This is a genomic window from Thioclava sp. F1Mire-8, assembly GCF_002213165.1.
GTDB classification, from domain to species: Bacteria; Pseudomonadota; Alphaproteobacteria; order Rhodobacterales; family Rhodobacteraceae; genus Thioclava; species Thioclava nitratireducens.
Genome location: NZ_NBNY01000001.1, coordinates 239,324 through 262,816, shown reverse-complemented (window position 1 = coordinate 262,816; position 23,493 = coordinate 239,324). Strand labels below are relative to the sequence as shown.

General features: G+C 66.3%; 26 protein-coding genes. All 26 read right to left on the bottom strand.

The features are described 5' to 3' along the window. Window positions 1–115 precede the first annotated feature (115 nt). Complete coding sequence (gene cysE / locus B6V75_RS01250) at window positions 116–922, bottom strand: serine O-acetyltransferase (protein WP_075775017.1); 807 nt, start codon at window positions 920–922, stop codon at window positions 116–118. A 375-nt stretch (window positions 923–1,297) separates the two neighbouring features. Then, window positions 1,298–5,272, bottom strand: a complete 3,975-nt coding sequence (locus B6V75_RS01245) for a glycoside hydrolase/phage tail family protein (protein WP_088718475.1) — start codon at window positions 5,270–5,272, stop codon at window positions 1,298–1,300. A 12-nt stretch (window positions 5,273–5,284) separates the two neighbouring features. After that, complete coding sequence (locus tag B6V75_RS01240; protein ID WP_206198462.1) at window positions 5,285–5,722, bottom strand: peptidase; 438 nt, start codon at window positions 5,720–5,722, stop codon at window positions 5,285–5,287. After that, complete coding sequence (locus tag B6V75_RS01235; protein ID WP_088718474.1) at window positions 5,719–6,609, bottom strand: DUF2163 domain-containing protein; 891 nt, start codon at window positions 6,607–6,609, stop codon at window positions 5,719–5,721. Before B6V75_RS01235 ends, B6V75_RS01240 begins: the two co-directional genes overlap by 4 nt. Beyond that, window positions 6,606–7,238 (bottom strand): DUF2460 domain-containing protein, encoded by a 633-nt coding sequence (locus B6V75_RS01230; protein ID WP_075775020.1) that lies wholly within the window; start codon window positions 7,236–7,238, stop codon window positions 6,606–6,608. Before B6V75_RS01230 ends, B6V75_RS01235 begins: the two co-directional genes overlap by 4 nt. 10 nt (window positions 7,239–7,248) lie before the next feature. Further along, entirely contained in the window at window positions 7,249–7,911 is a 663-nt protein-coding gene (locus B6V75_RS01225) for a phage tail tape measure protein (RefSeq protein WP_088718473.1), read from the bottom strand. Then, a complete protein-coding gene (locus B6V75_RS01220) occupies window positions 7,908–8,120 on the bottom strand; it encodes a rcc01693 family protein (RefSeq protein ID WP_075775022.1) in 213 nt (70 codons plus the stop codon). The genes B6V75_RS01225 and B6V75_RS01220 overlap by 4 nt, the downstream gene beginning before the upstream one ends. After that, a complete protein-coding gene (locus tag B6V75_RS01215; RefSeq protein ID WP_088718472.1) occupies window positions 8,117–8,446 on the bottom strand; it encodes a gene transfer agent family protein in 330 nt (109 codons plus the stop codon). Before B6V75_RS01215 ends, B6V75_RS01220 begins: the two co-directional genes overlap by 4 nt. Further along, entirely contained in the window at window positions 8,446–8,859 is a 414-nt protein-coding gene (locus B6V75_RS01210) for a phage major tail protein, TP901-1 family (RefSeq protein ID WP_088718471.1), read from the bottom strand. Before B6V75_RS01210 ends, B6V75_RS01215 begins: the two co-directional genes overlap by 1 nt. Before the next feature lie 81 nt (window positions 8,860–8,940). Next, window positions 8,941–9,348: a DUF3168 domain-containing protein gene (locus B6V75_RS01205; RefSeq protein WP_088718470.1), complete on the bottom strand. Its 408-nt coding sequence runs from the start codon at window positions 9,346–9,348 to the stop codon at window positions 8,941–8,943. Continuing rightward, window positions 9,345–9,683 carry a head-tail adaptor protein gene (locus tag B6V75_RS01200; protein ID WP_088718469.1) on the bottom strand — a complete coding sequence of 113 codons (339 nt, stop codon included), beginning with the start codon at window positions 9,681–9,683 and terminating at the stop codon, window positions 9,345–9,347. The genes B6V75_RS01205 and B6V75_RS01200 overlap by 4 nt, the downstream gene beginning before the upstream one ends. Next, window positions 9,680–10,273 carry a hypothetical protein gene (locus B6V75_RS01195; RefSeq protein ID WP_088718468.1) on the bottom strand — a complete coding sequence of 198 codons (594 nt, stop codon included), beginning with the start codon at window positions 10,271–10,273 and terminating at the stop codon, window positions 9,680–9,682. The genes B6V75_RS01200 and B6V75_RS01195 overlap by 4 nt, the downstream gene beginning before the upstream one ends. A gap of 191 nt (window positions 10,274–10,464) precedes the next feature. Further along, on the bottom strand, window positions 10,465–11,664 hold the full coding sequence (locus B6V75_RS01190) for a phage major capsid protein (RefSeq protein WP_088718467.1): 1,200 nt from the start codon (window positions 11,662–11,664) through the stop codon (window positions 10,465–10,467). A gap of 39 nt (window positions 11,665–11,703) precedes the next feature. Beyond that, the gene (locus B6V75_RS01185; protein ID WP_206198461.1) at window positions 11,704–12,261 is read right to left on the bottom strand and encodes an HK97 family phage prohead protease; all 558 of its coding nucleotides are present in this window, start codon (window positions 12,259–12,261) and stop codon (window positions 11,704–11,706) included. A gap of 10 nt (window positions 12,262–12,271) precedes the next feature. Continuing rightward, window positions 12,272–12,505 (bottom strand): hypothetical protein, encoded by a 234-nt coding sequence (locus tag B6V75_RS01180; protein ID WP_075775029.1) that lies wholly within the window; start codon window positions 12,503–12,505, stop codon window positions 12,272–12,274. Between the two features lies 1 nt (window position 12,506). Beyond that, the gene (locus B6V75_RS01175) at window positions 12,507–13,697 is read right to left on the bottom strand and encodes a phage portal protein (RefSeq protein WP_088718465.1); all 1,191 of its coding nucleotides are present in this window, start codon (window positions 13,695–13,697) and stop codon (window positions 12,507–12,509) included. A 154-nt stretch (window positions 13,698–13,851) separates the two neighbouring features. After that, on the bottom strand, window positions 13,852–15,210 hold the full coding sequence (locus B6V75_RS01170) for a terminase family protein (protein ID WP_088719353.1): 1,359 nt from the start codon (window positions 15,208–15,210) through the stop codon (window positions 13,852–13,854). Beyond that, window positions 15,158–15,523 carry a hypothetical protein gene (locus B6V75_RS01165; protein ID WP_240496882.1) on the bottom strand — a complete coding sequence of 122 codons (366 nt, stop codon included), beginning with the start codon at window positions 15,521–15,523 and terminating at the stop codon, window positions 15,158–15,160. Before B6V75_RS01165 ends, B6V75_RS01170 begins: the two co-directional genes overlap by 53 nt. 157 nt (window positions 15,524–15,680) lie before the next feature. After that, complete coding sequence (mltG, locus tag B6V75_RS01160) at window positions 15,681–16,847, bottom strand: endolytic transglycosylase MltG (protein ID WP_075775032.1); 1,167 nt, start codon at window positions 16,845–16,847, stop codon at window positions 15,681–15,683. Beyond that, on the bottom strand, window positions 16,847–18,109 hold the full coding sequence (gene fabF / locus B6V75_RS01155; protein WP_088718464.1) for a beta-ketoacyl-ACP synthase II: 1,263 nt from the start codon (window positions 18,107–18,109) through the stop codon (window positions 16,847–16,849). The genes mltG and fabF overlap by 1 nt, the downstream gene beginning before the upstream one ends. An 89-nt stretch (window positions 18,110–18,198) precedes the next feature. Beyond that, window positions 18,199–19,557, bottom strand: a complete 1,359-nt coding sequence (locus tag B6V75_RS01150) for a GGDEF domain-containing protein (RefSeq protein WP_168174420.1) — start codon at window positions 19,555–19,557, stop codon at window positions 18,199–18,201. Window positions 19,558–19,788: 231 nt separating this feature from the next. Then, a complete protein-coding gene (gene thpR, locus B6V75_RS01145; protein ID WP_088718462.1) occupies window positions 19,789–20,337 on the bottom strand; it encodes an RNA 2',3'-cyclic phosphodiesterase in 549 nt (182 codons plus the stop codon). A gap of 102 nt (window positions 20,338–20,439) precedes the next feature. After that, window positions 20,440–20,673: an acyl carrier protein gene (locus B6V75_RS01140; RefSeq protein WP_075775036.1), complete on the bottom strand. Its 234-nt coding sequence runs from the start codon at window positions 20,671–20,673 to the stop codon at window positions 20,440–20,442. A 215-nt stretch (window positions 20,674–20,888) separates the two neighbouring features. After that, window positions 20,889–21,626: a 3-oxoacyl-[acyl-carrier-protein] reductase gene (fabG, locus tag B6V75_RS01135; RefSeq protein WP_075775139.1), complete on the bottom strand. Its 738-nt coding sequence runs from the start codon at window positions 21,624–21,626 to the stop codon at window positions 20,889–20,891. 222 nt (window positions 21,627–21,848) lie between these two features. Further along, window positions 21,849–22,778 (bottom strand): ACP S-malonyltransferase, encoded by a 930-nt coding sequence (gene fabD / locus B6V75_RS01130; RefSeq protein WP_075775037.1) that lies wholly within the window; start codon window positions 22,776–22,778, stop codon window positions 21,849–21,851. Between the two features lie 91 nt (window positions 22,779–22,869). Then, window positions 22,870–23,424 carry a sugar O-acetyltransferase gene (locus B6V75_RS01125; protein WP_075775038.1) on the bottom strand — a complete coding sequence of 185 codons (555 nt, stop codon included), beginning with the start codon at window positions 23,422–23,424 and terminating at the stop codon, window positions 22,870–22,872. Window positions 23,425–23,493: the final 69 nt, after the last annotated feature.

The window sequence follows — 23,493 nt, the reverse complement described above, 5'->3', positions numbered from 1 at the left end:
GGGAGATTTTCACCAAGGAAACGATGCGCAGTCATTCGAGAGGCCTGGAGGCTTTTCGCGAGGCAGCAAAAAAGCGGGGCCGAAGCCCCGCCTCTCTATTCCATCTGAGATTTTCTCAACTGCCGTGCAGCAGCTGGTCCATCTCGCTTGCCGGACGCTCGCAGCCCGCCTCGCCGACGATCTTCGCGGGAACGCCGGCCACGGTCTTGCAGCAAGGCACGTCCGAGAGGACGACCGACCCCGCCGCGATCCGGCTGTTGTCGCCGACATGGATATTGCCAAGCACCTTCGCACCGGCGCCGATCAGCACGCCATTGCCGATCTTCGGGTGACGGTCCTCGTCTTCCTTGCCGGTGCCGCCCAGCGTCACCGAATGCAGCATCGAGACATTGTCTCCCACCACGGCCGTTTCGCCGATCACGATCGAATGGGCGTGGTCCATCATGATGCCGCGGCCGATCTTCGCACCGGGATGGATGTCGACGCCGAAAAGCTCCGAAGCGCGCATCTGCACGAAATAGGCCATGTCGCGACGCCCGTTCGTGAACAGCCAATGCGCAATCCGGTAGCTTTGCAGCGCCTGGAACCCCTTGAAGAACAACAACGGCTGGATCAGGCGGTGGCAGGCCGGGTCGCGCTCATGCACGGCGACGAGATCGGCGCGGGCCGCCTGCCCCAGATCGGGATCGGCCGCGAAAGCTTCCTCGGCGATCTCGCGCAGGATCTGCTCGCTCATCTCCGCCGAGGCCAGCTTCATCGAGAAACGGTAGGCCAGCGCGCGTTCCAGCGTCGGGTGATGCAACAGCCCCGCATGGATCAGCGCGCCCAGAAGTGGCTCGTCACGCACCGCTGCCCGCGCCTCGTCGCAAATCTGCGTCCAGACCGGATCGACGGTTGCAACCTTTGCCATCTGCTTGTTCATCGGATTACTCCCTCTTCGCGCGCAAGAACCTAACACATAGGTTTTTCGGCGGATAGAGGAAGGGGCGTTCGATCATTTCGGTTTACGGGCTGCCGCATGGATTGCCACGTGGCGAGCCCCGCGCAGACGCAGCCTAGCGCGGACAGATAGCGCGGATCGCCCGGCCGTGCCCGCGCCCGCGGCATCCTCAGCGCCATGCTCAGGATCGCGCCATTGCCCCAGCAGGGGTGCACACGACGCAACCTCTTGCAGTACCGATCGGCCGCATGGACTTGATCGAAAAGCCGGTGGAGTCGCTCCATGCGGCGCTCCTCCGGCCATAGCATCACCGCCCGTGCAAGCGTTATCAGATCGCCGTCGAGCACCGCGCGCATCTTATCCCGTCCAGATCAGCCGCGCCGGTAGTCCCGGCCCGAACACATCAGAGATCTGCGCCACCTCGAAGGTCGGCGCCGCGATCATCCCGTCCTCCGCGCGCTCCGCAGCGCCATAGGCCCATTCCGGCGTGCTCACGATCACTTCGCGCCGGATCGTCTGCCCTTCGAGAACCCGCACCCGGTAGCGCTCGGACGCCTCCCCCAAAGGCACGTCCAGCGCCTCCCAGTCGTCGCCCCCGATCCGCGTCCGGCGCACCCAACTCAGCCGCAGATCGCCGCCCTGCGCCCCTGCGCGCAAATGACAAGGCGACAGTGGCCGCAACCCGATCCCCGCGAAGGCCTGAACCGTGTGAATATAGGAAGGGTCGTCATAGCCCCGCCCCGCCGGCCCCACGCGGTAGTGGCGCGCCAGATTACGTGCCGAGGGCGCGACCTCGATCTGGCGCGGTGCCCCGTCGAGCATCACGACGACCGAACCCTCCGGCCAGACATCGGGCATCACCGCGTCGCTGCCCGCCTGCCCGCGCAGCCGGGTCGAGATATCCCATACCCCCGGCTCTACCGGCTCGGCGGTGACGAACTGGAAGATCTCCCACCGATCCGACGACCCATCGCCGATCGCCATCGCGTTGAGCCCGGCGAGCACACTGGCCTCGCTGGCGCTGTGCAATTCCCCTGAGAGCATCTTCACCCGCAAGCCCGGACCACGGTCCCACAGACCGCTCTGCGCGCACGGCAGGATCGCCTGCGTCACCCCGACCGCCGCCTGCGTCTCGACCTTCGTGTTGAGCGCATAGCCCGCATCCTCCAGCGCCGAATAGAGCGCGGCCGCCCCCGGCCAAGGGCTTGCAGTGACCGCAAGATGCGGCGCGTAAGGATCTTCCGCCCCGGTCAAAAGCGGCAGATCGAGAAACACCGGCGTCACCGGCACCGGGGGCGTGAAGCTCTCGATCCGCGCCACCTCGTCGGTCTCTTCCGAGGGGTCGTAAATTCCCGACTCCACGCGCACGGCCTCCACACGGATCGCTTCAGCGCGTTCCATCCGGTCGATCCGGTAGCGCAGCGCGCCCTCCTCGGTCTGCAGCACCACGACATCCCCCGGCCCGAGCCATCCCATCGAAGGCGGGAGCGTGAACTGCACCGTATCGCGCGCCACGCGCGCCTCGGCGAGCCAGCGATGGACGACACGCATTCCCTCGGCCCGGGTCAATGCCAGGGGCGCCTCGCTCGCGGAGGCCGGGCCATCCATCTCATCAGGAAAGATCGCCTCCACCGCGCGGGTCTCGAAACTGCCATCGGCCTCGACATAGGCGAGCCGGACCCGTCCCGCGATCTCTGCCTCCGGGACGCGCCGCGTCTCGAGGCTCTGATCCTCACCATCCAACGCCAGCAGCGGAGGCAAAAGCTCCGCATCCACCGACGCATCGCGCATCCGGAACACCAGCACCCCGTCGCGCTCCAACGCATCGAAGCCGTAGATCAAGCTCAACGACTGCAATGCCCCGCGCGGCGTGATCCCACCGGGCATCGCATATCCGCGCACCACACCGTGCAGCGCGCTCACGTCGAATACGGAAACGCCCGCAAGCGCACATATCTCGCCCACCACATGCGCCAGAGGCTGGGCCGTCGCCCGCCCCGAAATCCAATGTCCGCGCGCGTAATTCGCAGCATCTTCCCACAGGTCCGGCAACCCGGGAAATTGCGGATAAGGTCGCACGTCCCAAGCCCAGACATGAGCGTGCGACATATCCACCATCGGGCCGCCATAGAACTCCGAGACCGGGTTGCGCGCGTCATCCCCCCAATAAGATGTCATCGCCCGCAGATATTGCATCTGCATGTAGTCGTCCCGCCGCCCGTCCGAGTAATGCGGCAGCGCACTTTCCGAGCTTTTCGGATCGAGGAACTTGTTGGGCTCGTTGGTGCCCTTGTCGATCGCGGCGCAGCCCATCTCCGTAAACCAGATTGGCTTCGCGCGCGGCACCCAGGCCGTCGGCTCCTCAATTCGCACGCCGCCGATCCGCTCGTGATGGTCATGCTCCCACCAGCCGCGAATGTCCTTGTAGCGCCAGACCCAGGGCTCTCCGTGATCGCCATCGGTGATCTGCGTGCGGATCTGCGCGTCGCGATGCTCGGGCGAGGCGTAGTACCAGTCGAACCCCTCCCCGCCCTCGACATTCGACTGCAGGTAATCGAGATCGTAGATAGTGCCCCAATGCGCGTCCGCGTGGTGCTCGCCCTCCCGCCAATCCGACAGAGGCATGTAATTGTCGATCCCGATGAAGTCGATATCGTCATCGGCCCAGAGCGGATCGAGATTGAAGAACCGGTCGCCGTTACCCGGCTGGTAGCCGAAATACTCGGTCCAATCCGCCGCGTAGCCGATTTTGCACTCTGCCCCGAGCACCGCACGCACGTCCCGGGCCAACTGCACCAGTTGCGCCACCGCCGGGAAACTGTTGCCCGGCCCTCGGATCTGCGTAAGTGACCGCATTTCGGACCCGATGCAGAACGCCTCCACCCCGCCAGCCAGTTTGCACAGATGCGCGTAATGCAGAATGAAGCGCCGGAACGACCATTCCTCCGGCCCGCTATAAGTAACAGTCTCGCCCGACGCCGCAAAATCGGTCACCTGCGCCGCCCCAAAGAACGTCACCACCTCATCGACGGCAGCCGCCGCCCCATCCGGCGACCCGGCACGCCCCGGCGCCTCGGATGTCGTGATCCGCCCCCGCCACGGCAGCTTCGGTTGGCTCCGCGCATCGCTCCACGGATCGGGTAGCGCGTTACCCTCCAGCTGATCCATCAAGATGAACGGATAAAACGTCACCGCCTTGCCCGCCGCATGCAGTGCCGCAATCGCCTCGATCACCGCCGCATCCGCAGGCGTGCCTCCATAGATCGAGCGCCCGTCGAGCTTCGGCACCTCGTCGACATCGCGTCGTTCAGCCCCGGAAACGCACCAACGCATCTCCCTGCCCTCGCGCCCGCGATCACCGACCTTCGGCCGCACCTGACACCGGTCGCAACGCAGATCGTCCCCAAACCAAGACACGACCAGCGACACGGCACCGCAACCGGGCAGTTCCTCGTCGAGCATCTCGACGCTCACGGCAAAATCCGTTCCGCCATTCGGCGCATGCTGGTTTACCGGCTCCACCGCAGTGTCGATGCCCCATCCGCTGAAGAACGATAGCGAGGAGCCGGTCGGATACATCAGGTCCGACCCGGTGCCGTCCCCTCGCAGCTCCGCTTCGCTCACCCGGCGCGTCGCGAGCGAATACTCCCCCGACCCCGGGATCAGCGCCACCGCCTCGATCGCCTGCGTCAGATCGGGCGCGCCGCACACGCCTTTTCCCTGCGCCGGCCGCACCACCTCGAAGGTGAATTGCGGCACCCGGTTGCCAAACGGCTTGAGCTGCAGGTTTTCGAAGACGACATAGGCGATCCCGCGATAGCTCGGCACCGCGCCTGCACCCTCGACCGCCTCGATTTTCGGATCGGGCTGCTGATCCTCGGACCCTGTGTAGACCCGCATATTCAGATCGGACGGATCGAGCTCGGTCCCATCCGCCCAGATCCGACCGACGCGCAGGATCTCCCCCTCGCCCAGAGCCATCGCGAGGCTCACCGAATAGCTATATTCGACAAAGGTCGGCTCACCCTTGCCGCCGCCGCTCTTGTGCTTTGTTTCGATGAAACGCGTGGCCCAGATCACCTGACCTGCCACCCGCATGCGTCCCCAGTGCAGCCCGAGCCCATCGCCCTCGAACGCGCTCGTCAGGCGCAGCCGATCTACCCGGCCGGTCTCGACCGAGCCTGAACCGCCTCCCAGCAATTGCTGATCGATGGCCCGGCCCAAGGTCGCCCCGACCGCGCGTCCGATCACCGCGCCGGAGAGTCCCAGTATCGTGCCTCCGAACCCGGCCCCGATCGCGGCCCCTGCCGCTGACAGCAAAATCGTCGCCATTCTCCGGCTCCTTCATCGAAATTGAAAACGCGCCACGATGCGGCGCTGCCACGGCAGGCTGAGCGCACTCTCCCAGACCCCGTGCCCGGCATAGGCGTGAATGAAAGTTGGCTCCGCGCCGACCGCGCCCGCGATCCCGAGATGTTTCGCGACCGCTCCCGCACGCATCCGGAACAGCAGCACATCGCCCGACCGCTCCACGCCGTTCCATGCGGCCATCTGCGCGCTCAGACCGCGGAAGAACGCCTCATCGCACCCCGCCTCCCCCCAGTCCGGCGTATAGGCCGGGACGCCATCCGGCTCGCAGCCGTAAAGCTCCCGCCAGACCGCCCGCAGCAAGCCCAGGCAGTCGCAGCCCACACCGCGATGCGAGCCTTGATGCAGGTATGGCGTGCCGACCCAAACCCGCGCGATCGCCACCGCCCGCGCCGCCCGCTCCTCTGCGGTCACTTGAACAGGCTCCCACCCGTATTTCCGCCACCCTGCACCGGGTAGGCGGTCAACCAATCCTCGCCGGGAATATGCGGAAAGCCACGGAAATTCAGAAAGTTGGCGAACTTGCCCTTACAGGTCTCGGCCCGCTTGTCGCAGCCGGCCTCAAGTCGCACCACATCGCCCACCGCCACATCCGCGCCGATCCGCGCCCACAGTTCGATCTCGCGCCCTGCATCGCGTACCCGGTCCACCTTGATTCCGCCGACCAGCCCTGCCGCGGCCCCCGAGATCACCCGAAACCGACCCTTCTCGAACCATCGCTCGGCAAAGCCACCCAAGCTGTCGAAGCCGAACACGACCGAGCCCTCGACAAAATCCACCGGCCCCTCGTGAAAGTAGCCCAGCTGCCCGGTATCGAAACGACACGCGCCATCGCCCAGCACCGCCGAACAGCGCGGATGATAGATCCGGCCCTTCTCGGCGCCCAAGGCCTCGCTCAAACCCCGCAGCTCTGCCGAGAACGCCCCGGCCCCGCGCGCGATCTCGCCGAGATGCCCGCGAAACAACAGCGCACGCTGGCTCACATCCGCCCAGTTCACGATCCATGCGCGCACCTCGGCCCCATCATATCGCCCGGCCAGAATATCCGCTTCAGAGATCGCCTCCGAACTCAGCGCGCCATAGACCTCCGAGTTATCCACGGCCAAGCCAGTACCCTGTGCGACCGCCTTCGCCGTCATCCCGCTCTCCGGCTCGAACGCGATCCCGTCGAAAACCAGCCCTCCGTCGTGATCGGTGAAGCCAAGCACCACGCCATCGCGCCGCGTCACCGCCCAGGCCCGCGCGATCGTCGTTGCCCCGCTCTCGAAATGCGCCCGCAGCGCCTCCGGATAACCGCTCATATCCGCACCTCCACGACCGGCACCTGCGGCATGTCACCCGCCTGAAAGCTCTGGACCGAAACCTGCACCGCATCGGTGTCGAACCGCACCGGAACGTCGAACTCGAAGCCGGCGGTGATCGGCGCGCCGTCGGCGGGCGGATCGACGAAGGTCACCTGGCCCGTCTCCAGATCGACGGCCCAATCCACCGCTTCCGCCTGATAGCCGCCCTGAACACCCAGCTTCACCGTGCCCGCGACCGGCTTGGTGATCGGGCGGCGATACTCCGACCCGCCCGAGGCATAGAGCTTCGAGAGCGTGAACACCCGGCTCACCCCGTCGCCATGCCCGATCAGCTGGTCCTCGTAACCGACCGCCTGCGAGGGCGAACAGCTTTTGAAATCTGCCCAATCCTTCCAGCGAAACCCGTGCAGCTGCCCCCCGCGCGCCTCGAAGAAGGCCAGCAGTCGCTCCACGTCATCTAGCGACCGAAGCCCCACCCCCGCATCATAGCGCCTGCGCGAATGAGCCCAGGGGCTGTTGCGCTCCTCGAACCCGTTGGTCAGCGTCACGATCTCCGTGCGCCGTTCCGGCCCGCCGACCGAACCAAAGCTCAGATTCGCGGGAAATCTCACCTCGTGAAATGCCATCTTTGCCCCCTCAGCGATTGCGCTCGCCACGCGCCAGCGCCCGGCTGATCTGCGCCGCGATCTGGCTCGACGAGCGCTGGAACCCGGCCACATCGGGCGTCGTGACATTCATCATCACGTTCACCGTGCGGCCCCCGCCCTGCGCAGCCACACCCAGCCGCCCATCGGCCCCGCGGGTCAGCGGCATGATCGCCTCAGGCCCGGCCTCCCCCATCAGCCCGGTCGCACCGCGCATCGAGAAACGGGTCGGGCTCGACACAACACCGCCCTTGGCGAACGCCCGCACGCGCCCCTGGCTGAACGCCCCGCCATCGGCAAAGGGAAACAGCCCGCTCACGAACCCGTTCACCCCGTTCGCCACCGCCCCGCCGATAGCCTGCTGCACCGGCCGCATCGCGACGTTATAGGCGCTGTCGGCCATGCTCCGCGCGACCTGCTGCAGCGCCTCCGACAGCCGCATCCCGTCGAACACGACCCCGTCGAAGGCGCTCCGCAGCCCCCGCCCGAACGCATGGCTCAACGTGCTCACCTCGCGCCCGGTGAAAGTCAGGCTCTCCCGCATCGCGGACAGTTCCTGATTGAACACCTCCGCCATCGCACTCGCGCCGCCAAGCGAGCGCTCCAGCTCCGCCGCCTGTCCACCAAGGGCATCCAATCCATCCGTCTCCATCATCGCTCCATCCTCTCCCTGTCGCCCGCGCCATCGGGAAACCGTGCCAGCAATTCATCGAGCCTCGCCCGTCTCATCGGACGGGCCCCCGCGCAGCCCGCGCCCAGCATCAGCGCCAACTCCGCCGGGCTCAGCGCCCAGAACTCCACGGGCTTAAGCCGCAACTCCTGCATCCCCACCCGCATCAACCCCGGCCAGTCGAGCCCGCTCACGCCGCCCCCTCGCCCGGCACCGAAAACGCCCGCGCCAGCAGTTCCGCCGCCTTGCGCGCGGCCTCCACCGGACCGCCGTCAACCTCAACGCTCCGCAGATCGCCCGCACAGCCCTGCCAGCCGCCGCCGCGCAGCCCCGCGACGATCACCGCCAGCACGTCGCGGCTCGAGAACCGTCCCGCCTCGAACCTCTCGACCAGTGCGATCATCCCGCCCGTCTCGCCGATCTCGGCCTCCAGTTCCGCCAAGGCGCCCAGCGTCAGTTTCGCCACATGCCGCTGGCCATTCAGCGCCAACTCGACCTCTCCTGCCCACGGGTTCGCCATCAGATCGCCGTGAAGCTCAGAGCACCGGCAGACGCCATTGCGAGCTCGTAAGTCGCTTCGCCGTCATGGCTCCCCGCATAGTCGATCGAAGTGATCATGAACGGCCCCTGCACGATGCCGAAATCCGGGATGATCACCTGGAACTGCGGCACCTCGCCGTCGAAGAAGATCTGCCGCGCGCGCTCGTCGGTGCCCGCATCCTTGAACACGCCAGAGCCCGAGATCGCGGCCGAGCGCACCCCCGCGCCCCCCAGCAACTCGCGCCAGCGCCCCTCGCTTTCCAGCGAGGTCACATCGACCGTTTCCGCGTTGAAGGTGATACGCGAGGCGCGCAGCCCCGCGATGGTCTCGAATGTCTGGTCCCCGTTCAGGTCCAGTTTGATCAGAAGGTCCTTACCGTTCTGCGCAACCATGGATTTTCTCCGCTTTTCGATGTTCTGTTTCCGCCAGAGCGACAATCGACCGGCCGAAAAGTTGCAAATGTGAAAGTGTACTCAGCCCTCGACCCGCGCGCGGAAGGTCAGATCGAGCCGCCGCGACGCCCCCTTGTCGACCCGCCGGGCGCGCGCCTTGAGGAACCAAAGCCCCACGACGCGCCCTCGCGTCAGGCTCAACGGCCCCTCAAGAAGCGCATCCGAGATCGCCGCGCCAATCTCCTTGGCTGCATGAAACCCGGCCTCGTCGCTGACAACCGAGACGGTGAAATCATGCACCGCCCCGTCGCCCGTCATGTCCGAGGCATCGCGCGCGTTCTCCGGCCCGAGGCTCACATAGGTCCCGCTTGTCGTCCCCGCAGGCGCGGCGTCATAAACCGCCGCCCCGACGAGCGCCGTCACGACCGCATCGTTCTGCAAGCGCGCATAGACCGCCTCCTGCAAGGCGGCTCCGATCGCGTAGCTCATGCCACCACCTCCTCACGCGCGAAACAGGTCAGGTAATGCGCCCCGGCATCCGCCTCCGCCACCGCGAGGATCCGGAACACCCGCGTGCCCTCGCGAAACCGCTGCTCCGGCTTCGGTCTGCGCGGCGAGCCCTCGGGCGCGGCCCGCACCGTGATCTTCCACGGCACCGAGGCGAGCGTCACGAATTCACCCGCGCGCTCCACCCCCGTCCCCGGTTTCATCTGCGTCCAGAGGATGCCCAGCTCGGTCCAGGCTTCGATAAAGCCACCCGCCCCGTCCGGCACCCGCTCTGGCGTCTCCAGCACCAGCGCTCGGTTCAGAAACGGACCCTTCATCGCCGACCTCCCAACAGGCGCACCGTGCGCCAGCGCTCGATCAGCGCGCTAACGCCATAGGGCATCTCTCGCCCGCCCGCGCCCTCGTCCCGGCGCTCATAATATTGCGACGCCAGCAGAAAGACCGCCTGCGCCAGATCGGCCGGCAGATCGGCCCAACTCGCCCCAAACCCAGCCGTGAACCGAACTTCTGCCACACCGCCCGCCGGGATCGGTGGCAGTTCGCCGCCACACGCCGCCAGTCGCGGGCGCTGCAGATCCGCGACCAACCGATACCCCTCCGGCGCGACCACCGTGATCACCTCAGCCGCATCGACCAAGCGGACCTCAGTCACCGCACTCACCGGAGCCACCGGCAATGGCTGCGCCACTGCATCGCGCCACGCCTCAAGGCTCAGCGCGAAATCCCGCGCCAGCAGCACCTTAGCGGTGCGTCCTTCGATCGCCGCCATCGCCGCGCGCAGGTAGCGCTCCAGCGCCGCATCCTCTTCCCCCATATCCGAAAACCCGGTGCCGAGCCGCAGATGCGCTCGAAACTCCGCGACGGGCAGCGCGCTTGCCGCCACCACCGTCTCTTCAGTCAACATCATGACATTCCTCCGCAATTCGCGTGGTTGCCCCCCCGGCCGGGGATGCCGCCAATCATGTCGGGCGCGAGCCCCGCCGCCGCTCGAACGGAGGGAGCAGCTAGGCGACGGCCGTCAGCCCCGCGCCCGTCCCGAGACCGGCATCCCGGCCCCGGGAACCGGAAGGCGGAGCCCCCCGATCCCGCTCACGCATCTCAGGCGAGCGCGAATTTCAGCAGCTTGATCGCGGCGAAATCGCTGACATCGCCGCCGACGCGCTTGGAGGCGTAGAACAGGACATGCGGCTTGGCGGAGAAGGGATCGCGCAGCACCCGCAGATCCGGGCGTTCCGCCACCGTGTAGCCCGCCTCGAAATCGCCGAAAGCGATCGCGAAACTGTCCGACGCGATATCCGGCATGTCCTCCGCGATCAGCACCGGATAGCCCATCAGGCGCGCAGGCTCGCCCGCAGCCAGACCATCGGTCCACAGGAACCGCCCATCGGCATCCTTCATCTTGCGCACGGCGCCTGCGGTCTTCGAATTCATCACGAAGCTCGCATTGGCGCGGTATTCCGCCTCCAGCGCATAGACCAGATCGACCACCGCATCGGCAGGGTTCGCGCCCGAGAAATCCCCATCCGCGCCCGTCGCGACATAGCCGAGCGAGCCCCAGGTCCACGACCCGTTGCCGACCTGCGGATGGGTCAGAAAGCCCGTCGGCTTGTCCACCCCATCGCCCGAAATGAACGCCGCCGCCTCGGCGCGGGCAAATTTCTCGGCGATGCGCTGCGCCAGCCAGGTCTCGACATCGAAGGCGCTGTCATCGAGCAGCCGTTGCGACGCTTTCGGCATCGCGGCCAGCTCGTGCAGCGGGATCGAGATCCGATCGATCTGCGGCGTCGCAGTCTCGCTCAGCGCCGCACTCTCGGTGGCCCAACCCGAGCCCAACTCGCTGCGATCGACCAGCACGTCGAAAGAGGTCGCCTCGACATTGACCACATTCGCGATCTGGCGGATCGAGGCCGTCGAGGTCAGCACCGAGCGGATCGTGTCGGAGGTCTGCGGGTCAACCAGATAGCCACCTTCAGCCGCGACCGAGCTGTTGAGCGCCTTCCCCTCGAGGCTCAGCCCCCGCAATGCGTCGTCATCCCCCGAACGCAGGTAGGCCGCAAAGGCCTTCTGATGCGGCGCCTCCTCGTTCGCGGCGGCGGAAAGGGCGGGACGCCCGGCAGTCATGGATTTGCTCTGCAGCATGGTCAAACGCTCGTCTTGTTGTTGCATCTTCACTTCAACTTCATCGCGGAAGGCTTTGACTTCATTTACGAAAACGGCCAGCGCGGATTGCACCTCCGTGGCCGGATCGGGGCCTTCGGACATACCCGTCCCGGCCCGAGACTTGCTCTCGGTCTTCATCGTCACTCCATCTCCAATGGGATCTCTCGCCCGCCCGCCTCAGCGACCGGCCAGTTCCGCCGTGGCACCGCGAAGCGCCGCGGCCAGATCGCGCAGATCACGCGCGAGGCTTTCGCCCTTCGCCGCCACCCGCGCCTCGCGAAGCATCGGGAAGGTCACCAGCGACACTTCCCAAAGCTCCAGTTCCGCAAGCAGCCGCTGGCCTTTTGCGTCCTTCTCGGCGGCGACCGTGCGATAGCCGATCGACAGCCCGTCGATCGCCCCCGCGGCAATCAGCGCCGCCGCCTCCCGCGCCCGCGCCACGCCGGGCAACAGCCTGCCCTTGACGTAGAGCCCGCGCGCGTCTTCCCGGATATCGTCCCAGATCCCGATCGGCTGCGCCGGGTCGTGCTGCCAGAGCATCTTCACCGTGCCGCCCCGTGCCAACAGCCGCTCCAACCCTTTCGCGTAAGCGCCTTTGCAGACGACGTCGCCACCTTGATCGGGCAGACCGAACAGGCTCGCATAGCCCTCGATCACCGTCCCATCGGTCAGTTGAACGGGATGCGCCTCGTTCGCGCAGAACTTCAACTCCAACCCGTAATCATATGTATTCATGTCTATTTCCCTATTTCGGACCGACCTCGACGACGCTGAGCACCGCCTGCGTCAGGATCACTGCCACCACGCCATAGACCGCCATCCAGAGCCGCCGCTCCAGCCGTTCGATCATCGCTTCGATCCGACCGAGCCGCTGTTCGACCTGCGAAAATTGCAGCTCCATGATCTTCTCGGTCGCCTGCATCCGTTCCTCGTGGACGGCAAAGGGCGCCTTGAGGTATCGCGATCCACCATCGGCCATCTCAGCTCTCCACCGCGTCCACGGGCACAGGCGGCAGGCCCAGCAGCGCGCGCTTCTCGGACGCGGTCAGGAAGGAGACCTCGCCGATCCGCTTCCATTGCTGATCGCGTTCGCTCGCCAAGGCCGGGATCTGGTCGAGATCGGGCCTCAGGCTCACCCGCTCGCCCGTCCATGTCGACAGCCACCACGCAACATCCGCGGCCACCTTGGTCGCGAGCGGCAGCACCGTGAGCCGATAGAAGGCCCGGTGCGCCTCGGCGTAATTGGCGTAGGTCGCATCGCCGGGGATTCCCAGCAGCATCGGCGGAACCCCAAAGGCCACCGCGATCTCACGCGCCGCGGCCAGCTTGGTCTCGTGAAATTCCATATCGGACGGTGAGAACCCCATCGGTTTCCAGTCCAGCCCACCCTCCAGCAGCATCGGCCGCCCCGCGTTGCGCGCGCCCTGATGATGCGTCTCCATCTCGAAGACGAGCCGGTCATACTGGTCAGGCGACAACGTCCCCTGTCCATCGGCGCCCTTGTAGACGATCGCCCCCGAAGGTCGCGCACCATTGTCCAACAGCGCCTTCGACCAGCTCGACGCACTGTTATGGACGTCCACGGCCACCGCTGCCGCCTGCATCGGCGACAGTCCGTAATGATCGTCCTGCGGATGAAACGCCCGCAGATGGCAGATCGGATCGGGGCTTCCGGTCATATCAAACCGATGCTTGCGCCCGGCCACCGTGTAGTCATAAGCGACCGGCCAGCCATCCGAGCCCGGCACGATGCTCATCCGATCCGCGCGCAGCACGTGCAGCTCGCGCGGCAGCCCCGGCTCCACCGCCACCGCCTCCAGGTAGCCGTTGCCCGACAGCAGCATCTGCCCGTAAAGCGCCTCGAAGAACGCACCCTTGCCCTGCGCCGCGTTGGGCCGCGCGATCAGCTCGAGTACGGGATGGACATCGTAACGCCGCTCCGCATCCTGGCAAACAAGCGGCAAGGCAGCCGCGGCCTCCGCGATCAGCTTCACGCAACGAAATCCGACCGGGTTGCCCGTAAACCCCGACCGCGTCAGCGAACCCACATCGCGAGGCGACCACACCACACGCCCCGACCCGCTCGCCATCGCCACGATCCGTCCCGTCGCCGAGGCCTTCACCTCCGACCGCCCCGCGCTTTCGGATTTGCGAAAGATGTTCCAACCCATTCCCGTCTCCTTCTCGCGGCCCCGTCGCGGACCGGCTGGCAAAGAAAAAGGGCCGGGGAATGCCCCAGCCCTTGCTCTCGAATTCGATTGTTGCGCGCCGGGGGTTTTGCACCCCCGGACCCCCGCAGGATATTTCGCCCAAGCCGAAAGAGGCTCAGAGCCCCCGCAGCTGCGGCCTGCGCCAATGCGCGGCCGGCTCGAGGATCAGTTCGGTGATCGCCCAGACCAGCGCATCCACGCGGTCGGGCGAGCCCTTGCCCTGATAGCCCTGCAGTCCCATCCGACACATCTGGTCTTCGAGCGCGTCGAGATCCGACGATCTCAGATGCGCCACCCGGCCCTGTTCATAGAGTGCCGCCACAGGTTCCGCGCGCGCCGATTTGCCCCGGCTGGCGCGCAACGCCTTGAACGGGATCAGCGGGTCGATCTGGCGCAGCACGCTCTCGATCAGATCGCCGCCTTGATTGACCTCGGCCACCAGCTTCTCCGCGCCCCAGCGCTCCATCGCTGCGATCCCGGCGCGGGCCCAGTCCGTCGGCTTGCCGCGAATGCTGGCATCCTCCAGCACCACCGCGCGCCAGTCCTGCACCGGGCCTTGGGTGCGCGCCCCCACGACCACGATCCCGCATTCGTCAGAGGCCGCCTTGCCGCTGACCGACGGATCGAGCGCCACCACGACCCGGTCCAGATCACCGGGATGATTGATCCGCGCCCGCTCCAGCATCGCCGTCGTCCAGAGCGCGCCCTCGACATCCTCCAGGAGCACCCCGTCCAGCTCCTGCCGCCCCAACCGCGTCCCGGCATAGCGCGCCCGGACCTCGGCGAGGAAACTCTCCGCCAGATGCGCCCGGTTCGCCTCGGTCGGCGCATGGCTGACCACGGTCGATTGCGTCTCCAAAATCTGTTTCAGCACGCCCACGTTGCGCGGCGTCGTCGTGATCACCTGCTGCGGATGATCGCCCAGACGCAGCGCGAATTGCAGCATGTCCCAGACCTCCTCCGCCTTCTTCCATTTCGCCAGTTCGTCGACCCAGGCCGCGTCGAATTGCGGCCCCCGCAGCGCCTCGGGCTCATGCGCGGAAAACGCCTGCGCCGTGGCCCCGTTCGGCCAGACGAGCCGGCGCCGGGTCGCTTCCCAGACCGGTCTGCGGTCAGGCGGAGAGCAGGCGAGTATCCCGCTCTCCCCCATCACCATCACGTCGCGCACCTGATCGAAGGTTTCGCCGACCAGCGCCACACGTCGCGCCCTTCCGGGGTCGAGCGGGCGTGCGCCTTCCACCTGCGCACGCACCCACTCGGCCCCGGCCCGCGTCTTGCCCGCGCCGCGCCCACCCATGATCACCCAGCTTTTCCAATCCCCTTCGGGCGGAAGCTGATGATCGAGCGCCCAGAACTCGAAGATCCAGGGCAGCGCGAGCAATGCATTGTCATCAAGCCCGTCGAGAAACGCCTCGACACTCTCAGGCGTCGCGGAGGCGAGCCAGGCGGCGCCCGATTTCAACTCTGGCGGCATCGAAGTCGAGCGCGCCATCCCGCCCGGCGGCGACGCCTGCCAACTGTCTGCGGAGTTTCTCGACACGCGTTCGTTCCTCCATCACCAAATGAAAAGCGGTGCGGAGGTCCTTGACCGCCTGCACCGCCGCTTTCGCCTCGGATATCTCGCCGCACCGCACCCCCTGCAGCGCCTGCGCCAGTTCCTCGGCCACGTCACGATAGAGCGCTTCGGTCTGATCCAGAAGATCGACCGGCGCCCCCGCCTCGTTCATCATGTTGTCTTGCGTCACGTACGAACCCACCCGTTCCAAGTTGGTCCGTTCGAGAGACATGAAAAAACGCCGTCGGGTTGCCCCGCGGCGTTTGCCCACTTCTCCTAGCGTGCCAAACTTCTACCCGAGAGCGTTCGCAGAGTCAAGCTCTAAATTCCGGGTTGTGCGGCGTGGGCAAAAAAGAACCCCGGCGAAAACCGGGGTTCTTTACGTGATATCAGTTACTTGATGCGTCTTCCTGACGCTGCTTCTCGATCTCGCGCCACTTCGCCACGTTCTTGTTATGCTCTTCGATCGTGCTCGAGAAGGCATGCCCGCCAGACCCATCCGCCACGAAGAACAGGTAGTCGGTCGAATCGGGATGCAACGCCGCCTCGATCGCCGCCTTGCCCGGGTTCGCGATCGGCCCGGGCGGCAGCCCGTCGATGACATAGGTGTTGTAGGGCGTCGCCTTGCGCAGCTCGGACTGCCGCAGCCCGCGGCCCAGCACACCCTTGCCTTCGGTCACACCGTAGATCACGGTCGGGTCGGTCTGCAGCTTCATGCCCTTTTCGAGACGGTTGATGAAGACGCTTGCCACTTCGGGGCGCTCAGCGGGCACGCCGGTTTCCTTCTCGACGATCGAGGCCATGGTCAGCGCCTGCTGCGGATCGTCATAGGGCAGCCCCTCGGCGCGTCCGTCCCAGGCATCGGCGAGGATCTTCGACTGCCGCTCGGACATCAGATCGATCAGCGCCTGCCGGTCGGCCCCGCGCGTCACCTCGTAGCTGTCGGGCGCGAGCGTGCCTTCCCCCGGCACCCCGTCGATCTTGCCCGACAGGAAGCTCGCTTCCTTCAGCCCCTGCACGATCTGCCAGCTGGTCACACCATCGACGACGGTCACGCGGGTGCGCACATCGACGCGGTCGGCCTTTTCCTCGAAGCCTTCGGGCGGCTTTTCGCTCTCGGGATTGTATTCCGCGACCTTCTGGTAATCGCCCGTGGTCGGGTCCAGCTCGCGCAGCAGCACCTCGTTGCCGTTCACGCCGATCCGGAACACCAGCTCCGAGCCGCAGGTCGAAGGTCCACCCGACGTGATCTGCCCCACGATGGATTGCATCGAGGTGTTCGGCTCGATCAGGTAGGAGCCGAATTTCAGCTTGTCGGCCTTCTCCTCATACTGCGCACCGGTGCGGAAGAGATAGGAAGAGGAGATAGCCCCCTTCTCCTTCAGCTTCGACGACACGCCCTGCAGGCTTTCGCCGGGCGCGACGCGCAGGCACATCGCCTCGGCCAGCGGGCCGGGCTCGACATATTGGTTCTTCGCCCAGGCGACCAAGCCGCCAAGCGCGACGAGAATGACGATCAGCAGCGTCAGGAAATTCGAGACGATGTTACGCCACATCAGCTATCCACCTTGCCCATCACGAGGCTCGCATTGGTGCCGCCGAAGCCGAAGCTGTTGGACAGAGCCACGTCGATCTTGCGCTTGACCGCAGCCTTCGGCGCGAGGTCGATCACAGCCTCTTCCGGCGGATTGTCGAGGTTCAGCGTCGGCGGTGCGATCTGATCGCGGATAGCGAGGATTGAGAAGATCGCCTCCACTGCGCCAGCCGCACCCAGAAGGTGGCCGACCGAGGACTTGGTCGAGCTCATCGTGGCTTTCGACGCCGCATCGCCCAGCAGGCGCTGCACCGCCCCCAGCTCGATCACGTCGGCCATGGTCGAGGTGCCATGCGCGTTGATGTAATCCACCTGATCGGGGTTCAGGTCGGCCCGCTCCAGCGCCGCTTTCATCGCGCGGAAGCCGCCATCGCCATCCTCGGACGGCGCGGTGATGTGATAGGCGTCGCCCGACAGGCCATAGCCCAGCACCTCGGCATAGATCTTCGCGCCGCGCGCCTTGGCGTGCTCGTATTCCTCCAGCACGACGCAGCCCGCGCCCTCGCCCATCACGAACCCGTCGCGATCGGCATCCCATGGACGGCTCGCGGCCTCCGGCTCGTTGCCGCGCTTGGTCGAGAGCGCCTTGCAGGCGTTGAAGCCCGCGATACCGATCTCCGAGATCGGGCTTTCCGCACCGCCGGCGACCATCACATCGGCATCGCCCAGCATGATCAGACGCGCGGCATCGCCAATGGCATGCGCGCCGGTCGAGCAGGCGGTGACGACCGCATGGTTCGGCCCCTTGAAGCCAAACCGGATCGAGACCTGCCCCGAGACGAGGTTGATCAGCGCGCCCGGGATGAAGAACGGGCTGACGCGGCGGACACCCTTTTCCTTGATCAGAACGGCTGTATCGGCGATCGAGCTGAGCCCCCCGATCCCCGAACCGATCATCACGCCGGTGCGCAGGCGACCCTCTTCATCCTCGGGCTCCCAGCCGGAATCCTTTACGGCCTGCGTCGCAGCCGCCATCCCGTAGAGGATGAAATCGTCGACCTTGCGGCGCTCTTTCGGCTCCATCCAGTCGTCGGGATTGAACGTGCCGTCGGAGCCGTCGCCCAGCGGAATTTCGCAGGCGTATTTCGTGGTCACGTTGGACGCATCGAAGCGCGAGATCGTCCCCGCCCCCGACTGACCCGCGATGAGCCGCGACCAGGTCTCCTCGACCCCGCAAGCCAGCGGCGTGACCATCCCCAGACCCGTGACAACTACCCGGCGCATGCGTGACCTCTTTCTCAGCAAAATATCTTGCCAGACCTGATACACGCGGGCGCGCAAAGGCGCAATCACAACCCAAAGCGGCAGGCGGGTTACCGTCCGGCGAATGGCTGCAGTTCGGACGGGTTTGCGCCGCGTCGCGCGACCGGTTCAGGCTGGCACGCAGACTTCAGCTTGAGCGCCTCGACCCGCGTGTCCGGCGCGACAAAGGGCGGCGCCGAGGCGCGGAGTTCGAAGGAGGGCTGCGCCAGCAGAACCCGGTTGCGCCCGCGGTTCTTCGCCGCGTAGAGCGCCCCGTCCGCCCGCGCATAAAGGCTCCGCAGTTCCTCGCCGCACTCCCATTCGGCGACCCCGATGGAGACGGTGACCCGCAGACCAGGCGCCTGCTGCCCCTCGAAACCCAGCGCGGCCACAGCGGCGCGAAGCCGCTCCGCCGCCTCGAGGCCCTCGGTCAGCCGCGCGCCGGGCAGGATCACCGCGAATTCATCGCCACCGATCCGTGCAAGCGTGTCCTCCAGCCGCAATTGCGCGCGCATCTTGCGCCCCGCGCGGCGCAGCACCAGATCGCCGAGCGCATGCCCACCGCGATTGTTGACCTGCCTGAAATGGTCGATATCGATCATCAGCGCGGTGAACGGGACCCCCTCGCCCATCCCCTGGCTAAAGGCTTGCTGAAACCGCCGCGACAGCATCTCGCGATTGAAAAGCCCGGTCAGCCCGTCCCGCATCGCGCGGTTGAGAAGTTTCCGCTCCACGGCACGCCGCGCATGATCCGTCCGCTCCAGCGAGACCGCCATCAGGATGATCAGGCCGACATTCACCCCCACGATCGTCGCGAGCAGCAGCAGCATTTCCGCGCGCGTGGCCAATTCGGGATCGGCGAGCAGGTAGAAGGTTCCCAGAAGGATCGGTGCGACCACGCCCAGCAGCATCTGCGCCCGCGCTTGCCGGCCCGACGCGTGTTCGTTGAGCAGCACCCGCATCACCCCACGGTCGCCGCGGCAGATCACCCCGGCATAGGCCAGACAGAGGATCGCCACCGAGGCGCCGAGCGACATCTCCCCCGACAGATAATCGTGGACGAAAACATGCGAGAACAGATACATCAACGCGCCACCGAAAACCGTCATATGGGCAACGGTGCCGATCAGGTAGGCCCGCGCCTCGACCGCAAAAAACGCCGCCGCCGTCATCGCGAGAAGCGTCGCGGCGCTCGGCTCGATCACGGGTACGCCGTCCCACCGGTACAGCGGCGCGAGCGCGGGCACGCCCCGCCCGAGGCAAAGCAGCAGGCTCGCCGCGGCCAGCCCACGCGCCCCGATCCGTACCTCCCGGCCACAGGAGAGCGCCCCCGCCAGAGCCAGCACCGCGCCCGCCGTCCCGGTTCCCATCCCGATCCACCCGTTCAGCGCGCGCAACGGCTCCGGGCCGACGCCCGACTGAACGGCCAATCGGGAGATCAGACCCAAAGCGGCAAGCGTCGCCGCGAAAGACAAAAGGGGGCGGACCGCAACCTGCGCCCGGCGAAAGACTGACATGTGACTACCAAGATCTGCACGGGCATTGAGCGTTTGTCGTAAAGCGCCCGCGATAGGATCAGGAGACGGCCCAATTCGTTAACAAACGATTAACAGCCACTCTCAAGAGCCGCGTTTTCGTTCACATCTTCCTTAATATATGTCTTATGACATAAAATAACTGGCAAGCATCTCGTGGCGCGGCGGCCCATGCCCAAGAGTCGAGCGGATCAGCGCCACGTGATCGGGGCCGAATCCCGGCAAGCGCACCGCCCCCTCGCGGGCCATGAATCGCCCCAGCCGGGCCAAATCCCCTGCTCCTGCCCGCTTGCCGAACCGTGCCAGCGTCACATGCGGGCGGAACCGTCGCCGCGGCAGGTCGATCCCCGCCGCTCGCGCCGCCACCATCACCGCACGGTGCCAGCGGAGCAACTCGGGATCGGCCTGTACACCCAGTACCAGCGCCTCGGGCCGCGCCGGGCTGCCGAAGGTCTCCAGCCCTGCCAACACCACCTCCGGCCCCGGCGCCCAGTCGATCTCGCGCAGCCTGTCGTCCAGAGCCTCCAGCTGTCCGACGTCGATCTCGTCGAGAAAGGCCAGCGTCAGGTGAAGGTTCTCCGGTTGCACGATCCGCCCCGCGCCCAGATCGGCCTGCAACCGCTCGATCGCCTCGATATGCTCCCCGGGCAATTCGATCGCGACGAAACTCCGCATGCAATCCTCCCCGACACCCGCGCGTCTGGCGCAAAAGAAAAGCGGCGCTCCGGTTTCCCGAAGCGCCGCCCTTAACTCTCTCTCAGCGTCCGCCGTTAAGGCTTACTGCGCTTCCGAGATGAATTTAACCGCATCGCCGACGGTCTGAATGTTCTCGGCGGCGTCATCGGGGATCTCGATGCCGAACTCTTCTTCGAAGGCCATGACCAGCTCGACCGTATCGAGGCTGTCCGCACCGAGGTCGTCGATGAACGAGGCGCTCTCAGTGACCTTGTCCTCTTCCACGCCGAGATGCTCCACGACGATCTTCTTCACGCGATCAGCGATGTCGCTCATGTCAATTCCTCAAAGTTTATAGGGCCTAGCCCGTTCATGCTTGCTCGTTTACGAGCGTCTCAACCCGCGCGCCCCGGGTCAACCCGAAGACCGCAATTCAGAGCCGTGGCTGTTACGCCCGGCTCGTCTGCAGCGCTCTTAGCGATTGCCGTGGCCCATGGCAAGACGTTTCTCCACCCTAACAAAGGCGGCCATGCCGTTGGGTCACAAAGACGTCAGGCCATCGTCCCGCCGCCGTTGACATGCAGCACCGCGCCGGTGACGTAGCCCGCCTCGGGGCTCGCGAGATAGCGCACGGCGGCAGCGATTTCTTCGGGCGTGCCCATGCGCCCGGCCGGGATGCCCGACAGGATCGCGTCTTTCTGAGCATCGGTGAGCTTGTCCGTCATCGGCGTCTCGATGAAGCCCGGCGCCACGCAGTTCACCGTCACGCCGCGAGTCGCGACTTCCTGCGCGAGCGATTTCGACGCGCCGACGAGACCCGCCTTGGCTGCGGCATAGTTCACCTGGCCGGGATTGCCGGTCTGGCCGACCACCGAGGTGATGTTGATGATCCGGCCCCAGCGCGCCTTCATCATCGGGCGAAGAACCGCGCGCATCAGGCGGAACGCCGCCGTCAGGTTCACGTCGATCACCGACTGCCAATCCTCGTCCGACATCCGCATCACCAGCTGGTCGCGCGTGATTCCGGCATTGTTCACGAGGATGTCCAGACCGCCCATCGCATCGATCGCCGCTTTCGGCAGCGCCTCGACGCTTTCGGGATCGCTCAGGTTGGCCGGGCAGACATAGGCACCCTCGCCCAGCTCGGCGGCCAGCGCTTCGAGCGGCTCGACCCGCGTGCCCGACAGCGCCACGGCCGCGCCGCCCGCATGGAGCGCTCGCGCGATCTCGGCCCCGATCCCGCCGGAAGCTCCGGTCACCAGCGCGCGCTTGCCTTTCAAATCGAACATCATGCTACCTCGTTTCTAAGTCGACGCTCTCATATCAGCGAATGTGTCGTTAGGGAACTCCAAGTGCCACACGCCAAGGTTGCGCCCGCCGGAATAGGCGCTCCGCCGCGTGCGACGCCACATGGAAAGGCCGTCCGGTTCGATGGCGACCCCGGACGGCCTCGCCTTCCTCTTGGCGGAAATATCCCAGGGGGTCCGGGGGAGGATCCCCCGGCTCAGCCCTCAGTCCTTCAGCGCGGCGACCTCTTCCGGCGTGCCGATCGCGCGGCAGGTGATGTCCTTGGCGATCCGCCGGACCATCCCTGCGAGCGCCTTGCCCGCGCCGATCTCCCAGATTTCGTCGACGCCCTGAGCGGCCATCCACGCGACGCTCTCGCGCCAGCGCACCGAACCCGTGACCTGCTCGACCAGAAGTTCGCGGATCAGGGCCGGATCACTCACCGCCTCTGCACGGACATTGGCGACCAGCGGCACCACCGGCGCCTTGATCTCGACCTGCGACAGCGCGGCGTCCATCGCATCGGCGGCGGGCTGCATCAGCGCGCAATGGAACGGGGCAGAGACCGGAAGCATCACGGCCCGCTTCGCGCCCGCTTCCTTGGCGAGCACCGTGGCCCGCTCGACCGCCGCCTTGTTGCCCGAGATCACCACCTGGCTCGGATCGTTGTCGTTTGCAGCCTGACAGACCTCGCCCTGCGCCGCCTCGGCAGCGACTTTCGACGCCGCCTCGAAATCGAGCCCGAGGATCGCGGCCATCGCGCCGACGCCCACCGGCACCGCCGATTGCATCGCGTCGCCGCGCACGCGCAGCAGGCGTGCGGTGTCGGGCAGGCTCAGCGACCCCGCCGCACAAAGCGCGGAATATTCGCCCAGCGAGTGACCCGCGACATAGGCCGCATCTGTGACCGCAAAGCCCTCGGCTTCCAGCGCCCGCAGCGCCGCGATAGACGTCGCCATCAGCGCGGGCTGCGCGTTGGCGGTCAGCGTCAACTCGTCCTGCTCGCCTTCCCAGATGAGCGCGCTCAGCTTCTGCCCGAGCGCCTCATCGACCTCTTCGAAGACCGCTTTCGAGGCGGGATAGGCGTCGGCCAATGCCTTGCCCATGCCGATGACCTGTGCGCCCTGACCGGGAAATACGAATGCGCGGCTCATGCCTGATCCTCCTGATTGATCTTTGGTTTCCCTTAGCGAGAAGGGCGCGGCGGGGCAAGTTCGCTGCCCTTGGCCAACCCTGCACCGCCTCTCACGCTTTACCGATGATGCGCGCAGGATTGCCCGCGACCGTGGCACCCGCCGGCACGTCGCGCGTCACGACGGCCCCCGCGCCGATCAGCGCGCCATCGCCCACCGTGATCCCCGGCAGGATGATCGCCCCGCCGCCGATCCAGACATCCGCGCCGATCCGCACGGGCCGCCCGAATTCCAACCCGGTCCGGCGCGTCTCCGGATCGCGGGGATGATCGGCGGTCAGGATCTGCACCTTCGGACCGACCTGCGTCCGGTCGCCGATCGTGACCGCGACCACATCGAGGATGACACATCCGAAATTCAGAAAGACTCCGGCTCCAAGCCGGATATTGCTGCCGTAATCGCAATGGAACGGTGGGCGGATGCGCGTCCCCTGCCCCACTTCCGCGAACAGCTCCGACAGTAGCGCGTGGCAGTCCGCGGCACTATGCGCGACGGTCGCGTTGAACCGGTCCATCCACGCCGCTGCCCGCGCCATATCGGCTTCGATCTCCGGCCCTTCGGCGCGATACAATTCGCCCGCCAGCATCTTGTCCTTTTCCGATCGCATGATCCCTACCCGCCATCTCGCCGGACGATCCTGCCCCAGCTACGCGCAAAGAAAAAGGGGCGCTCGATG

Bases quoted from the DNA above. Each gene is read 5' to 3' on its own strand.
- cysE (WP_075775017.1), bottom strand. From the start codon at position 922: ATGAACAAGCAGATGGCAAAGGTTGCAACCGTCGATCCGGTCTGGACG.
- B6V75_RS01245 (WP_088718475.1), bottom strand. From the start codon at position 5,272: ATGGCGACGATTTTGCTGTCAGCGGCAGGGGCCGCGATCGGGGCCGGG.
- B6V75_RS01235 (WP_088718474.1), bottom strand. From the start codon at position 6,609: ATGAGCGGTTATCCGGAGGCGCTGCGGGCGCATTTCGAGAGCGGGGCA.
- B6V75_RS01230 (WP_075775020.1), bottom strand. From the start codon at position 7,238: ATGGCATTTCACGAGGTGAGATTTCCCGCGAATCTGAGCTTTGGTTCG.
- B6V75_RS01225 (WP_088718473.1), bottom strand. From the start codon at position 7,911: ATGATGGAGACGGATGGATTGGATGCCCTTGGTGGACAGGCGGCGGAG.
- B6V75_RS01215 (WP_088718472.1), bottom strand. From the start codon at position 8,446: ATGGCGAACCCGTGGGCAGGAGAGGTCGAGTTGGCGCTGAATGGCCAG.
- B6V75_RS01210 (WP_088718471.1), bottom strand. From the start codon at position 8,859: ATGGTTGCGCAGAACGGTAAGGACCTTCTGATCAAACTGGACCTGAAC.
- B6V75_RS01205 (WP_088718470.1), bottom strand. From the start codon at position 9,348: ATGAGCTACGCGATCGGAGCCGCCTTGCAGGAGGCGGTCTATGCGCGC.
- B6V75_RS01200 (WP_088718469.1), bottom strand. From the start codon at position 9,683: ATGAAGGGTCCGTTTCTGAACCGAGCGCTGGTGCTGGAGACGCCAGAG.
- B6V75_RS01195 (WP_088718468.1), bottom strand. From the start codon at position 10,273: ATGATGTTGACTGAAGAGACGGTGGTGGCGGCAAGCGCGCTGCCCGTC.
- B6V75_RS01190 (WP_088718467.1), bottom strand. From the start codon at position 11,664: ATGAAGACCGAGAGCAAGTCTCGGGCCGGGACGGGTATGTCCGAAGGC.
- B6V75_RS01185 (WP_206198461.1), bottom strand. From the start codon at position 12,261: ATGAATACATATGATTACGGGTTGGAGTTGAAGTTCTGCGCGAACGAG.
- B6V75_RS01180 (WP_075775029.1), bottom strand. From the start codon at position 12,505: ATGGCCGATGGTGGATCGCGATACCTCAAGGCGCCCTTTGCCGTCCAC.
- B6V75_RS01175 (WP_088718465.1), bottom strand. From the start codon at position 13,697: ATGGGTTGGAACATCTTTCGCAAATCCGAAAGCGCGGGGCGGTCGGAG.
- B6V75_RS01170 (WP_088719353.1), bottom strand. From the start codon at position 15,210: ATGCCGCCAGAGTTGAAATCGGGCGCCGCCTGGCTCGCCTCCGCGACG.
- B6V75_RS01165 (WP_240496882.1), bottom strand. From the start codon at position 15,523: ATGTCTCTCGAACGGACCAACTTGGAACGGGTGGGTTCGTACGTGACG.
- mltG (WP_075775032.1), bottom strand. From the start codon at position 16,847: ATGTGGCGTAACATCGTCTCGAATTTCCTGACGCTGCTGATCGTCATT.
- fabF (WP_088718464.1), bottom strand. From the start codon at position 18,109: ATGCGCCGGGTAGTTGTCACGGGTCTGGGGATGGTCACGCCGCTGGCT.
- thpR (WP_088718462.1), bottom strand. From the start codon at position 20,337: ATGCGGAGTTTCGTCGCGATCGAATTGCCCGGGGAGCATATCGAGGCG.
- B6V75_RS01140 (WP_075775036.1), bottom strand. From the start codon at position 20,673: ATGAGCGACATCGCTGATCGCGTGAAGAAGATCGTCGTGGAGCATCTC.
- fabG (WP_075775139.1), bottom strand. From the start codon at position 21,626: ATGTTCGATTTGAAAGGCAAGCGCGCGCTGGTGACCGGAGCTTCCGGC.
- fabD (WP_075775037.1), bottom strand. From the start codon at position 22,778: ATGAGCCGCGCATTCGTATTTCCCGGTCAGGGCGCACAGGTCATCGGC.
- B6V75_RS01125 (WP_075775038.1), bottom strand. From the start codon at position 23,424: ATGCGATCGGAAAAGGACAAGATGCTGGCGGGCGAATTGTATCGCGCC.